General features: G+C 41.9%; 9 protein-coding genes. 1 reads left to right on the forward strand and 8 read right to left on the reverse strand.

What is annotated here, in order from left to right:
* Positions 1–284: 284 nt before the first annotated feature.
* Together QNH43_RS22515 and QNH43_RS22520 are read right to left on the reverse strand one after the other, a co-directional pair.
* Complete coding sequence (locus QNH43_RS22515; RefSeq protein ID WP_283915765.1) at positions 285–2,600, reverse strand: copper amine oxidase; 2,316 nt, start codon at positions 2,598–2,600, stop codon at positions 285–287.
* A 280-nt stretch (positions 2,601–2,880) separates the two neighbouring features.
* The gene (locus QNH43_RS22520) at positions 2,881–4,344 is read right to left on the reverse strand and encodes an aldehyde dehydrogenase family protein (RefSeq protein ID WP_283915766.1); all 1,464 of its coding nucleotides are present in this window, start codon (positions 4,342–4,344) and stop codon (positions 2,881–2,883) included.
* Between the two features lie 888 nt (positions 4,345–5,232).
* Between QNH43_RS22520 and QNH43_RS22525 the strand changes: the two genes are divergently transcribed.
* The gene (locus QNH43_RS22525; protein WP_283915767.1) at positions 5,233–6,018 is read left to right on the forward strand and encodes a helix-turn-helix domain-containing protein; all 786 of its coding nucleotides are present in this window, start codon (positions 5,233–5,235) and stop codon (positions 6,016–6,018) included.
* Between the two features lie 496 nt (positions 6,019–6,514).
* On the opposite strand, the gene QNH43_RS22530 is transcribed toward QNH43_RS22525, so the two are convergent.
* The 6 genes from QNH43_RS22530 to QNH43_RS22555 all read right to left on the reverse strand — a co-directional run bounded on the left by QNH43_RS22530 (position 6,515) and on the right by QNH43_RS22555 (position 14,038).
* Entirely contained in the window at positions 6,515–7,810 is a 1,296-nt protein-coding gene (locus tag QNH43_RS22530; protein ID WP_283915768.1) for a uracil/xanthine transporter, read from the reverse strand.
* A gap of 331 nt (positions 7,811–8,141) precedes the next feature.
* Complete coding sequence (locus QNH43_RS22535; RefSeq protein WP_283915769.1) at positions 8,142–9,389, reverse strand: amidohydrolase; 1,248 nt, start codon at positions 9,387–9,389, stop codon at positions 8,142–8,144.
* Between the two features lie 28 nt (positions 9,390–9,417).
* Complete coding sequence (locus QNH43_RS22540; RefSeq protein WP_283915770.1) at positions 9,418–10,668, reverse strand: amidohydrolase family protein; 1,251 nt, start codon at positions 10,666–10,668, stop codon at positions 9,418–9,420.
* A 24-nt stretch (positions 10,669–10,692) separates the two neighbouring features.
* The gene (locus tag QNH43_RS22545) at positions 10,693–11,940 is read right to left on the reverse strand and encodes an amidohydrolase family protein (protein ID WP_283915771.1); all 1,248 of its coding nucleotides are present in this window, start codon (positions 11,938–11,940) and stop codon (positions 10,693–10,695) included.
* A gap of 211 nt (positions 11,941–12,151) precedes the next feature.
* Positions 12,152–12,400 carry a hypothetical protein gene (locus QNH43_RS22550; RefSeq protein WP_283915772.1) on the reverse strand — a complete coding sequence of 83 codons (249 nt, stop codon included), beginning with the start codon at positions 12,398–12,400 and terminating at the stop codon, positions 12,152–12,154.
* 72 nt (positions 12,401–12,472) lie between these two features.
* On the reverse strand, positions 12,473–14,038 hold the full coding sequence (locus QNH43_RS22555; protein WP_283915773.1) for a glutathione ABC transporter substrate-binding protein: 1,566 nt from the start codon (positions 14,036–14,038) through the stop codon (positions 12,473–12,475).
* Positions 14,039–14,104: the final 66 nt, after the last annotated feature.

The raw sequence follows: 14,104 nt of genomic DNA on the forward strand, positions 1-14,104 counted from the left end.
CGGTTCAAGCGGAAACAGGATCATCACTTTATTAATGATGTGGCTTAGTACAAATGAAAAACTTCGAACAAAGCTGTAAGAACCTGGAACTAAGTTGGCAAACCCAGGATAGGAGATTAGCTTATCAACTCGAAAAGGGCTCCGGTGCATGTTAGAAACACAGAACCTCAATATCCTTTTTATAATGAATTACGATGCTACTCCAAACAATCAATTCATGAATTCAATCTCGCTTCGGACAAAAATAAAGCCCTTGCATTAACTTATACAAGGACTTTATTTACTCACTTTGAATTTTCTTTTGGTAAGTCTAATGTTGGAGTACGATCAAAGAAATTCCACGGTTTTAACATGGCGTGTACCCATTCTGTTGGCATCATTGGCCATTCTTCAGCTCGTGCTACATGAGTTGCACCTGTGGTCATCCATACCACATTATCTGTATTGTCAATGGAACCGTTGTCTGTCGAATATTGTCTTAATCCTGTATCTGTTTTGCTGCGGTTCGGATATTTACCTTCCGGATATCGCTCATCCGGGTCATAATTTGTGACCCACAACTGCTTGTCCATAAAGTTAACTCGCTTGAAAAGCCAATCATCATCACTAAATAAGGCTCCTTTGGCAATCGGGTGAGTGCCTCCTGCAAAAGGGATGATTTGATAGGAAACTGGATTTCCTACCTTATTCTCTTTATTAAGATTACTGAACAGTCGAATAGTGGAAGAATCAAATTTTTGAATCGACTCTTGCTCCGTCTTTACTGTTTTTTCTTCTGTTACCATAACACTTTTGCGTGGACCGCCCTCTTGATTTTTTTCTACCTTTGGATTAATTTCCATTAGGGAATTACTTTCGCCATCAACATCTAGGTCAAGCCTGAAATTGTAAATGTGCTGGTGTGTGGTCCCGACAATATTATTATCAAGCAAAGTACCATATTTTGTATCCTCTTTTGCAGTTTTGTCATGCATTGTTTTTGATTTAACACCTTTTACTGCTTCAATACCGGATGCTCCTACATCAATATTAATTACTCCATTTTGTGATAACTTCCAATCAAAGATATAATCATAGTTTCCTATTGTACTAACCCAGCGAACCACTAATTCGCGGCGTTCACGGCTTTGATTTTCTTCTTTAAATGTCGCAAGGTCGGCATGTTTATATTCTGGCCCCGCATATTGTTCAAATACTGCAATGGCATTTTTAATAACGTAAGGATTGCCCGAGTTATCTGCAATTGTTGCATCCAGCAGCACGGCGTTTTCTGGTACGTCAGCTCCAAGTTCTAGCGGTGCAGTTAATGTGCCCATTCCATATTCACCAGCATCCAAATAGGATTTGAAGTACCAGCCAACGTCAGGATCTCCGTAAGGAACTATCATCCCACCCAGCGATCCTTCATACATAATTTTTCTTTTTTTTCCATGGTCATCATAAGTAACGGTTGATAACACAGGTCCTACCCGGGTATCCAATCGCAAGTGGAAATCCCAGTTTTGCCAGCTAATCGTATTTCCTTTTATTTCATAGTTCTTGCCTTCAGGCTCGGTAATATTAAGCGGTTTTGCATCGGATTTCTTCTCATAATCTCTGCCATCATATGCGTTTAATTGCATCGGGATCGGAATGACACCTTCATCTTCTATTTTAATAACCGCTTTCTTTTCAAGATCTACAACAGCAACCAAATTTTCAATTGGATGCGCCCAAAAATTCCCATCCCCTGTATCCAAATAAGATACTATTTTCAATAGACGCTTATCATGCTCCAATTTATCTTCACCATCGAAATAACCTACTGTCAACGGGGTCGCAACGACCTTTTTAGGGTCATCTATCCCCCGTTTTTTTAGCGCTTTTGCAAAGTCTTCACTTGCTTCAATGGCTCCTTGAACAGTAGCAAAATCATCCAGAATAATCATGCCATGAACGCCGTCCATTTCATTCCATGAAACTAGTTTTTTTGATGATATATTCACTTCACCCTCAATAACTTGTTTGCCATTCAATGCAATGAACTCTGCTTTTCTTGTAAATGCGTTGTCTTTTTTCTCTTTATCGTAGTCCCACTCCCACACTTTCTTTTTATCGGGAAGCTTCAGTGTAATTTCTGTAAAACGAAGAGTATCTTTATATTTCCCTGCCTTTTTGATTACATTAACCACCGCTTTAATTTCTTTAGGAGTTAAAGGATCTAAAGGATGATAAGCTTGTTTTATTTTAGCTGTTTGCTTGATGTCAGGGAGAACTTCATTTACAAAATGATCAGTTACGTAGATTTTCTCATCTTTTTCTATCACGTTTGATTCAAGTGTAATCTCTTTTCCATTAATATACGCTTTATCGGAATCAGGTATTATTTTTATGACCGTATCATCTTTTTCGATGGTGATTTTTTTTGTGAAAAAACTCCAAAAATCAGATTTAACAGTTGCACCAGTACCTTCTAAAGCTGTTTCTAGCTTAATTAATTCCACTTCACCGCCATGAGCAGAAGCATTGTTATTATGAATTAGTGAATAAGGAGAGAATATGAAAGTTAGTGCAGTCATTACAATAATTGCTGCTTTGAAAGTTCTTTGCTTTATTTTCATAGAATGTTTCCTTTCATTTTTTATTTTGGCTGTTTTCGCATACTTTGTTGCTATTTACCAAGTAACGCGGTGTGGTTGATTTCCCCTCCAGATGCTCGCTTTCCGCGGGGCGGGCGGTGAGCCTCCTCGGCGTAAACGCCTGTGGGGTCTCACCTGTCCCGCTGCTCCCGCAGGAGTCTCGCACTTGCGCTCCAATCAACCTTAAATCGTTTCGTTTTAAAAACAACAATCTTTACGAAAAGAGCCTTTATTTTTAACTTTCATTAGCTAAATAATAGTCTTAGCCGCCGTACCAATTTAAGCCTTTTTCACCTAAATCAATCCATACACTCTTTGATTGTGTATACATATCCATGGCTTGGACCCCTAATTCTCTACCAAATCCACTTTGTTTCATTCCTCCAAAAGGAGTTGTACTATCTAGCATACTGTACGTATTCACATAGACAGTTCCCGCTTGGATACCACGCGCCATACGATGAGCTCTTTTTAAGTCATTGGTCCATATCCCTGATGCTAAACCGTAAATAGTATCATTTGCTTGCCGTAGAGCATCCTCTTCATCTTTGAAGCGAATAACCGACACAACTGGTCCAAATATCTCTTCACGCGCAATTGTCATTTCGTTGGTGACATCTCCAAAGATGGTAGGTGTGAAATAATATCCATTTTTCTTGCCTCTTTGGCCGCCTGTCACTAATTCCGCACCTTCTTCAAGACCAACCGCTACATACTTTTCAATCGTCTTTAATTGTTGTGCGGAAACTTGTGGACCCATTTGCGTTGTCGCTTCAAGGGGATTTCCTACCCGTATTGATTGTACTTTACTAGCAAAAAGATCCATAAATTTATCATAAATATTTTCTTGGACAAATAAACGAGAACCAGAAGCACAAACTTGACCTTGTGCAAAGTAAATGCCAAACATCGCTCCATTAACTGCATCTTCAAGATTGGCATCGTCAAATACAATGTTAGGTGATTTCCCTCCCAGTTCTAAAGAAACCGGTTTCAAGTTTTTTGTAGCTGCTTGCATGATTAAGCGACCCGTGTCCGTTGACCCCGTAAAAGCAATTTTATCGACGTCTGGATGAGAAGCTAAAGCAGATCCCACGGTTGAACCTGGACCGGGTACAATATTAATCACTCCATCAGGAATACCGACTTCTTGGAACAGTTTAGCCAGTTCTAAAATACTTGTTGATGTTTCTTTTGCTGGCTTAATAACAATTGTATTTCCAGCAGCTAAAGCAGGAGCTAATTTCCACATCGTCAGCATTAAAGGAAAGTTCCAAGGGACAATGGCACCAATTACACCTAATGGTTCTTTTAGTGTGTAGTTGAAACGATTGTGAGGCGATGCTAATGTATCACCTTGAACCTTATTTGCAAGTCCTGCATAGAACTCCAGTACATCTATGGTAGAAGGAAGAGCTATATGCTTGGTTTCATTGATTGGTAAACCATTATCTTTTGATTCAACTTCCGCTAAAAAGTCTGAATTCTCCCACATTTTCTGAGCTGCTTTATACAGAAGTCTACCTCGGTCACTAGGAGACATAGTCGCCCATGGTCCGGATTCGAACGCTTTTCGAGCTGCTTTAACTGCATGGTTTAAATCTTCCTCGCCCCCTTGCGAAACAAGGGCATGAACCTCTCCTGTGCCAGGATTAATCGATTCAAATGTTTCTCCTGAGAGTGAATCTGTCCATTTTCCATCGATAAATAGTTGATATTTTTTCATTTTCTCCACCTCTTATTTATTTTTTTGATAAAACTTCGAAATGACTAACCAACAATTTTGAAAAACATAGATAGCTAGGTTTCCTTAAAAGCTCCTAACTTTGTTTACACGCAGCGTTGGAAGCGATTACATTTTCATGATTTTTCAGCATGGATAATGAACTCTTAAGTGATGTAGGCTGAAATATGCTCATTTATAGTGCTTCTATTTCAGCACGAGTTAGCGTTTCAATTTCTGAATTTTACATGAAAGCATACCTCTTCCATTATTTTATTAGGCTGTTTTCGCATACTTTGTTGCTATTTACCAAGTAATGCGGTGTGGTTGATTTCCCCTCCAGATGCTCGCTTTCCGCGGGGCGGGCGGTGAGCCTTCTCGGCGTAAACGCCTGTGGGGTCTCACCTGTCCCGCTGCTCCCGCAGGAGTCTCGCACTTGCGCTCCAATCAACCTTAAATCGTTTCGTTTTAAAAACAACAATCTTTACGAAAAGAGCCTTTTTTTAAAGACATAGAGTAATTAACAACTCTAAAAACACATAAACATACCCAAAAACCAAACTGCCGTTACAGAAATGTTATATAAATAAACATTACTCTCCTTCAAATAACCTTAAATCAATAAATCAAAATTGCACTATGCATCCACTTATTCAGTTTTGATAAGGAGATGTTTACTTTTCTACCTCACACACTGCGGTTTCTTTCATCTCCTTAGGTTAATTTTAAAAAGCCTTTCTAATTTACTAACTATTACATGTAAGTATTTTATATTATCCAGAAAAATCAAAAAATTTACCATTACCCAAATGGGTCATTTTATATCAAAAAGTAATTCATTTTATTTTAAAATGTTATATAATCAAAAAAAGTTAACCTGGAGGAATGCCTATGAAGGAAATGTCTAACCGCAGCTACAAAAAAATTTTATCTTTTATGGATGAAATCACCTTTTCTAATGAAAATTTCCGTGAAAAAGTACTACAGACCTTTGAAAATTTATTCGGTTACTGCCAATCTATTTTTTGGTTATGTGATGATAATAATGACTTGTTCGAACCTATTACGTTAAATATAGATAAATATGTTATCGATGATTATCTTAATAACTTTTATCAATTAGATTTGCTAGTACCCAAATATACTAAGCAAAAAGCAAGTAAACAGACTGTTATAAAAAACCTTGATTTACTTCCTCCTGAATTATATGAAAAAAGTGTATACTATAATGATTTCATGCTAAAATATGGATTTTATTATGATGTGGGTGTTTTTTTATATGATAAAAACAGTATTAAAGGTGTTCTGAACTTCGTTAGATCCAAAAAGGAGAAGCCCTTTAGTACATCCGATATTATGTGTCTAGAGGTTATTTCCAGGTTCTTATCGCAAAAAACAAGCGAGTTCCCCCATCCTTTTGTAAGCGCACCCAAAGAGAACCTGATTAATCCCTTGAAAAATAAGATTCTGTCCAGTTCTCAAGATCTCAAGCAACCAGATTTAACAGTAAAAGAAGCAGAAATATTACAACTGGTTCTAAAAGGGCATACCAATATCACCATTGCCAGCGAACTATTTATTAGTGTTAATACAGTAAAAAGACATTTGCAAAATCTTTATAGAAAGTTTGATGTCTCAAACCGAACAAGTTTATGCTATAAAATTGTTAAACCTTAAACACAATCAAAAAAACCAGAAGGTCCCCAACACCCTTCTGGTTTTCATATTAATTTCCTTACAAGTAACTTTTTTCTTGGCTCTTTTCGTAAAGATTGTTCTTTTTAAAACGAAACGATTTAAGGTTGATTGGAACGGATTGCGAGACTCCTGCGGGAGCAGCGGGACAGGTGAGACCCCACAGGCGTTCATGCCGAGGAGGCTCATCGCCCGCCTCGCGGAAAGCGAGCATCTGGAGGGGAAATCAACCACACCGCATTACTTGGTGAATAGCAACAAAGTATGCGAAAACAGCCTTTTTCTTTGGCATTTAAAATGAAAAAATCCTTATTATAAAGATTGCCCCACCATTATTGATGGGAGAATCACTTATGTACTGCCGTATCCAATCAGGCGTTTCTCCATGCCTTTTCAAAATATAAGAAAGCTGTATAGAATCTTTAAAAGGAAGTTATCTATTGTGCTTAGTAAGAATTCCATACATCACTCTTTCCAATTAGTTCTCCAGTTGTTCATAACGAGTCCAGTTCACCGATTTTTCCAGCACGATTGATATCAATACGCCCATTATAAGCCCATTCGTCAAAAAGGGCAGTAAAAGCGTGGGAACGTTCGAAAATGCACTAGGCAGGATATTCATCAAGCTCACGCCAATCAATACGGGTACGGCAAGCCTGAATATCGTGTCTGAAGTGAAATGCTGGCCCTTGACGCTGTTGAAAGCCGTACCGAACAGCTGAAGGTAAGCAACGAACAATACTGCATTCCCGACTGTTATCGGCATGGTGGCCAGGAAAGAGATGAAAGGAGGAATGAGCCCAATTATGGTCAATAACATGCCTCCAAGCAAGAAGGGCCTCCGCTCATAGATTTGAGTGCTCTGCAAAAATCCGATGGATGAAGTAAAAGGTGTATACGGAACAAGGCCAAGCAACGGGGCGAAAATGGTAAAACCGCCAGTCATGAATAAAGAATTCCGGTACTGCTTGTGTTCAGCTTCATCACCGATTAATTCCGATGCGGCTTGGATGGAAGCGAACGTGTTGCACAAATTCAGTAATCCTGCAAAAAAGGAAATCGCTATTATCCCGAATTCCAGGTTTGGAGCACCTAATGGGAAAAGTGAAAAAGCGGCACCCGTCGATCCCATTTCTCCCCCGGCCTCCGGAAATAGCAGCTCGTAAAAAATCCATCCCACCATGATTCCGATCAATATGGAGAAATTGCTTATGGTCCTTGGTCCTTTTATCTTTAATATACTTACTAATAGTACAATCCCCACTGATAGGAAACTGACCGGGATATTAATTTCCCCATTCTCCGTAATCCCAAGCATCCCCTTGAAAAAGACAAAAATGAGCTGGAACGTCAGAAGGAATAAATAAACCGTCATGACCATGGGAGTGAAAATCTTCTGGACATAAGAAATCAGGTTGAAGGCAGCAATAATGAGGGTCACGATACCAGCTGCAATGAGACCAGTAGCTATTCCCCCTCCAATCTCGGCATAACCGAGCCCTATGGATGGTGCTGATAACCCTAAATTCAACATCACTCCCCACAATAGACCGGAGTGACCTTCCATAAGTGGATACTTATGCCCCTTCCACCCCTGAAACACGCAAGCGATCCCGGTGAAAATGAGCGAGCTTCTCATGGTCATTTCCGTAATATCGGGAGGAAGATCAAAAGCTGCGCCAATCGATATGGGCACAACTACCGTATTTGCAAAAATAAAAAACAACCATTGAAAAGAAGAAAATAGAGTCACAGAAGAACTCCAACTTTTCATAGATTCCATCTCCTTTGAACATGATACTTTTCAAGCTCATGGTGAATTTAAATTGCCCTTCCCTTGAAAAAGGCGATAAGAGAGCACCATGTAAATAAAACGCGGTCCCCGGACGGGGCATGCGATATGATAACGTTATCATTAATAGTAACAAAGACTGCGGCTCCCTGCTAATTTGTTGGCTTGACTGAGGCAGCAAGGCAAATAGTAAAAAAAATCACTTCCACAGCATATAACATAAGTAAGTAAAAGTACATGGAAGCGGAACCCGTTCCATAACAAAACGAAAAAGGAAATCCGGAAGTATCCAGAAATCCTTTTTCGTTTAGTCTTACCGTTCAATTGACTGCTTTTGTTTATACAGTGAACCGGAAACTAAGTTTCCTTTGTAAATGACTGCTTTACGTTCAGAACGCCTGGCAACTGCCTCTGCAGAACAACTTGCGTCAATTAACACCAAACTTGCGGCATCTCCCGCTTTCGGCCATACCTGGTTACCCTTTTCGTCCAATGGGGTTTTTCCGCCGGTTATATACCCGAGTGTTCGGGAAAGTGAGACTTCATCGATCCATTTGAAACGTTCTGCAAGCCTTCCTGCTCTCTCCAAGATGTCACCATTCCCAAGAGGGGACCATACATCAAAGATATTATCATTTCCTACTGATACTTCAACCCCTCTTTCATGTAATAAATCAACAGGGGGCATCCGCCTGTTAATAGGGACGCTGGTGACGATGGAAATCCCCGCATCCCTAAGAATGTCAGCCAAATCACAGGCTTCTTCCCTGGATACGTCCCCGATACCGAAAGCATGGCTTAATGCTACCCTGCCTTCCCAGCCCGCCTGCTTGGTCAGAGCTGCCAAACGTTTCATGGTGAACGTGCCCAGATGGCCTGGATCATGCAAATGCAAGTCCACATCAGCGTTCGCTTCCACTGCTAAATCCATCAATTGAACCAGCGATGCTTCAATATTGTTATCGACTGTTGCTGGATCGACCGCCCCGACGATTCCTGCTCCGTTTCGCAATGCCTCCCTGACAAGCTCGACAGAACCGGACCGCAACAATCCGTGCTGCGCAAATGCGACTATTTCTGAACTGAGTCTATTAGAATAGCCAGCAAGCGCCTGTTGCACTTGCTCTAAGTTTTGCAATCCCACTTCAGGATAGATATCAACATGTGTCCGTATATGTGCAGAGCCGGAAGCTAAAAGGATTTCCAGTAAAGATTCTGCACGTTTACATGTGCTTGTCGCAATGGAAGGCAGTACCCTTTTCTCATTTTCAAAGCGTTCAATGACGCTTGAAGAAGGAGTGCACGCTCTCCAAACATCCCCCATCAGTGTCTTATCAAGATGAACATGCTTTTCGATGAACGATGGTAACGCCAGCAAACCTTTTGCATCCTCCACCGGTAAATCATCATGTATGGCTTCCCCACCTTTGACAATCTTCGCGATCCTTCCATCCTCCATCAACAGATGAAATAGCCCGGTCATCGTTCCTGTAACTCTTTCATTCTCTTTCTTGTAACCACATTCCAAACGAACATTCTTTAACCAATAGATTGCATTCATGATCTTCATCCCTTCTTGAAATAGACCTTCAATTCGACTTCAAGGCAGATTCGCGATTGAGTCCGCCGTAAACCAGATTTCCATCGACCATAACCGCAGCACGCTCCGATCTCCTGGCAACTGCCTCGGCAGAACATGAAGCATCCACAAAAACCATACTAGCGTCATTTCCCACATTCGGCCATAAACGATTTCCTTCAGGGTCCAGTGTCTTGACCCCTCCCGTAATGAATTGGAGCGATTGGGACAATGCATACTCGTCCTTCCAGTTGTACCTTTCGGCCAATCGTCCTGCCTTTTCCAGCATATCCCCTGTACCAAACGGGGACCAGGAGTCATAAAAGCCATCGCATCCGAGGGCAACATGGACACCCTTTTCATGCAGTGAATCAATCGGGGGAATGACCCTGTTGATCGGAACTGTAGACATGATGGCTACCCCCAGGTTTGATAATTCACTGGCCAGTTCATCTGATTCTCCTATTGAAACATCACCAAGTGCAAAAGCATGACTGATGGCCGCTCTGTTTTTCCACCCTGCTTCATCGATCAAAGAAGCGAGTTTCTTGATCGTATATAAACCTAGATGACCGGGGTCATGTATATGAATATCAATATCCGCATCAAATTCAACGGCCAAATCGACCATTTCATATAGGGAAGCTTCTATATTATTATCCACTCCGCCAGGATCCAGGCCGCCCACCAAAGACGCCCCTTCTTTCATCGCTTGTCTCATCAACCCTTTTGAATTCGTTCTTAACAGTCCATGCTGTGGGAAAGCCACGATCTCGTATGTCATTTTCCCATTGAAACGATATAATGCACGTTGAATCTCCTCCAAGTTCTTCATACCGATGTATGGATCAACGTTAACATGTGTCCTTACATGCGTCGCCCCGCCGCTTAACAATAGTTGAAGCATCCGTTCTGCCCGGAGCCGACCGGTTTCAGCCAGTCCAGCAAGCTCCTTTGCTTCTAACTTTAAGCGTTCGATTAAATTCGGAACCGGAGTGCATGATTTCCATGGCAGTCCTAAATAAGTCTTATCAAGATGGTTATGCATCTCCTTAAAAGGAGGAAGTGCAAGCAGCTTTCCCGCGTCGTGAACAGGATCATCCGTTTTCAAAGGCACACCTGAAGCCAATTGCAATTCCTTTATGACCCCATTTTTTATATACATGTTGTAGGCAGCTGTCTTCGTCCGGTCAATTCGTCCATTCTCAAAAACAAATCCACTATCAAGTGTAACGTTTGTAAGCCAGTATGCTTCATTCATCAAATCACTCTCTTTAATAGAAGATTAAACACCTGTCGTCTCAAAGGATGAAATAGATCCGCTAACAACATTGCCCCTGAAGATGACAGCGGCACGCTTTGCCCTTCTAGCCACCGCTTCCGCAGAACAGCTGGCTTCAAGCAACACGATATTCGCCTCATCCCCGACATTAGGCCACGCCTTGACCCCGTCCTGGTTTAATGGGGTCTTCCCTCCTGTTATGAATTGCAGGCTTTGCGCTAAGGAACGTTCTTCAATCATGCGAAACCTTTCTGCAAGGCGACCGGCCTTTTCCAGATTGTCCCCGATGCCAAAGGGTGTCCAATGATCAGTGAGGCTGTCATTACCCAATTCGACTTTCACCCCTTTTTCATGAAGCAGGGGGATGGGGATCGTTCTGAAGATCGGCACTGTGGATGTAATCGATATGCCCGTTTCCGAAAACCTTTCGGCTATGTCCGTTGCCTCCGGGACTGAAAGATCTGCCAAACCGCTTGCGTGGCTAACCGTGACCCTTCCTTGCCAGCCTGCGTCTTCCGTCAGTGAAGCGAGGCGCTGCATCGTGAAGAGTCCAAGGTGATCCGGATCATGTAAATGGACATCGATATCGGAATTGTATTCAACCGCGATATCCATGATCGTTTCAAGGGACCGCTCTATGTTTTCATCAATGGTGGCGGGATCCACGCCGCCTACCAGATTCGCCCCATTCTTCATGGCCTGCCTTATCAAACCGACGGAATTGCTGCGTAACAGTCCATGCTGTGGGAATGCAACGATTTCATACGTCAATTTATCCTTATAACCTTCCAATGCCTGAATGGTTGCCTCTAAATTTTTCAGACCTATGACGGGGTCAATGTTGCAATGTGTGCGTATATGGGTAGATCCGAAGTCCAATAATAAATCGAGCATTTTTTCCGCTCTTACTTTAGCGGTAGGCAATAATTCTGGCAGTAAGACCTGCTCTTCCTCTATCCGGGTTTTCACGCCATTAATGGCAGGCGTGCAAGCCTTCCACGGACCGCCATAATAGGTTTTATCAATGTGGATATGCATTTCCTTAAACGAGGGGACCATCAGGAGACCGTGAACATCATGCTGTGGGTCCTGATCATTTATCGATTCCTTCGCCAATAAAATCGAGGATATTTTTCCATTTTCAATCTTGATGTGGTAATTTCCGGTTTCAGTGCCGGTGATCGTTTCATTTTCATTATAAGTAAAACCATTTTCCAAGCGTACATTCGTCAGCCAATAAGATTGAGACATTAAACTCACCCTTCCACTCCAGATTGAATATGCATCACTTTCATTATAGTTCTAAAAATCAACAAATCATTTCAGAATTTTTACTTGTTTTTATGTTATTTTTACTTATTGTGCCAAAGAAAAAGGTTCACCCTAAATTGGATGAACCCCTTTCAGACTGGAGACAATTCTATGAAAACTCAGTTTGCCTGCCGTTTTTCATTTAAAAAGTTCAATTGATTTCAAAGATCCGCTCCCTTTCTTTTGTAGACGTTGATTGAAACGTAGGGCACTCGCTTTCCGTTCCAATCAACTTTGCTTTAAAATCCCTTTCCGCCGACTGTCTGCCAAGACACCGCATCGAAGCAAGCGCCTGCGGTGTCTTGGCTAGCCAGTTATTCGGCAGAAGTCTCGCTCCTTCAATCCAATGAGGATTACAGTAAAAAACCAAAGAGTCGGAGCACAGTATTCGACCGTCCACTAATTTTTTTCGACCGGGAACATCATTTGATGAATGATACGTTTACCAAACCCCTTTCGTCTTATCTCCCCATCACTTTATCGTGACTTCATTTATTTCCAGGTAGCCTGAAGGGCTGATTGAAAATCCTTTTACTTCTTTAGCGACTGCAGCAACATTTTCTATGACCCTTACAGGAATATACGGGGTGTCACCCATCTCGATTTCCTGTGCCTCTGCGTATAGTTCTTTGCGTTTGCCTTCTTCTTTTTCCTTCCTGGCGGCATCTATTAAACGATCAACCTTCTGATTGCTGTAAAAGAATGTATTTCCTGCCGCTCCCTGTGATTCCGTATGAAATAGATTATATTGATTATAATCGGCATCCCCTGTCGCGTTTCTCCAACTGATGATGAACATTTCCGATTGCCCTTTATTCACTTGTTCCACGAACGAACCGTACTCCATCACCTGTACCTTCAAATTAATCCCGATACCTTTTAGTTGGGATTGCAGGACCTCGGCCAAGTTGACTCTTTCTTTACTGTCCATTGTCAGGATGGTTGCATCCAAGCCTTCAGAATATCCGGCTTCGGCCATCAGTTTCTTCGCTTCCTTCAGGTTGTAATCATAGGCTTCGAGTTCTTCGTTGTAACCGAATACTTTAGAGCCCATCAAGGAGTTCGCCTTCACTCCCACATTATTAAAGACACCCTTGATGATCGAGTCCATTTCAATGGCATGGGCGATGGCTTTACGGACCCTTACATCATTGAACGGTTCTTTATTGACATTGAACCCTAAATATTCGGTACCATACCCTTCACTGCGGTAAACATCCATTGCCGGTGAAGATTCAACCTGGTCCATGACCGCTACAGGAAGAGGCTCAGCAATATGCGCTTCACCGGTTTCAATCATCGATATCCTCGTGGAGTCTTCCGGGACGACCTTGAAGATGACCTTGTCCACTTTTGGCTCGTCTCCCCAATAGCTGTCGTTTTTCGTCAATGTGATTTCCTGGCCCGGGGACCATGAATCAAAAACGAAAGGACCGGTTCCATTCGGTTCCTGGATGATCTTTTTGCCATACTTTTCAATCGTTTTCGGACTGATGATTCCGCCTTCGTGATTCGCCAATATGGAAAGGAGAGGGGAAAAAGGTTCCTTCAAAATGAATTGCACGGTAAATTCATCAACCGGTTTCACCTCTTTTACCATTTCGAACACGACCGCCCTCGGAGAAGCGACCTTCGGATCTAAAAGTCGATCAAACGTCCTTTTTACTGCGTCTGCATTAAATGGCGTGCCATCATGAAACTTTACACCTTCCCTAAGCTTGAATTCCCAGGTCGTGTCATTTATTTGCTTCCATTTTTCTGCTAGCATAGGCTGTATCTCACTATTCTCATCCCGTTGAACAAGACCTTCATAGACTTTATGGTGAGTGACGCTAGCGGCGTTAATCGTGGACATGAACTGCTGATCCAGATTCTCAGCGTCGGATAAGCGGGCAATGACCAATGTCCCCCCTTCGTTTGATGCCCGGTTTGGATCACTTGCCGTTGTGTTTACGTCATTGTTAGAAGAACAGCCCGTAATGATGATAGCCATGATCATGACTAGAAAAAGCTTACCTGTCCCACGTTTTAACCCCATGGTCTTCTACCTCCCAATTTCGTTTTTTAATATTTATCTAATTATAGGAAATATTCTGACTATTTT

Source organism: Peribacillus simplex (assembly GCF_030123325.1).
Classification (GTDB): domain Bacteria; phylum Bacillota; class Bacilli; order Bacillales; family DSM-1321; genus Peribacillus; species Peribacillus simplex_D.

Coding starts and splice junctions, on each gene's coding strand:
- QNH43_RS22515 (WP_283915765.1), bottom strand. CDS start 2,600: ATGAAAATAAAGCAAAGAACTTTCAAAGCAGCAATTATTGTAATGACT.
- QNH43_RS22540 (WP_283915770.1), bottom strand. CDS start 10,668: ATGAATGAAGCATACTGGCTTACAAACGTTACACTTGATAGTGGATTT.
- QNH43_RS22520 (WP_283915766.1), bottom strand. CDS start 4,344: ATGAAAAAATATCAACTATTTATCGATGGAAAATGGACAGATTCACTC.
- QNH43_RS22545 (WP_283915771.1), bottom strand. CDS start 11,940: ATGTCTCAATCTTATTGGCTGACGAATGTACGCTTGGAAAATGGTTTT.
- QNH43_RS22555 (WP_283915773.1), bottom strand. CDS start 14,038: ATGGGGTTAAAACGTGGGACAGGTAAGCTTTTTCTAGTCATGATCATG.
- QNH43_RS22525 (WP_283915767.1), top strand. CDS start 5,233: ATGAAGGAAATGTCTAACCGCAGCTACAAAAAAATTTTATCTTTTATG.
- QNH43_RS22530 (WP_283915768.1), bottom strand. CDS start 7,810: ATGAAAAGTTGGAGTTCTTCTGTGACTCTATTTTCTTCTTTTCAATGG.
- QNH43_RS22535 (WP_283915769.1), bottom strand. CDS start 9,389: ATGAATGCAATCTATTGGTTAAAGAATGTTCGTTTGGAATGTGGTTAC.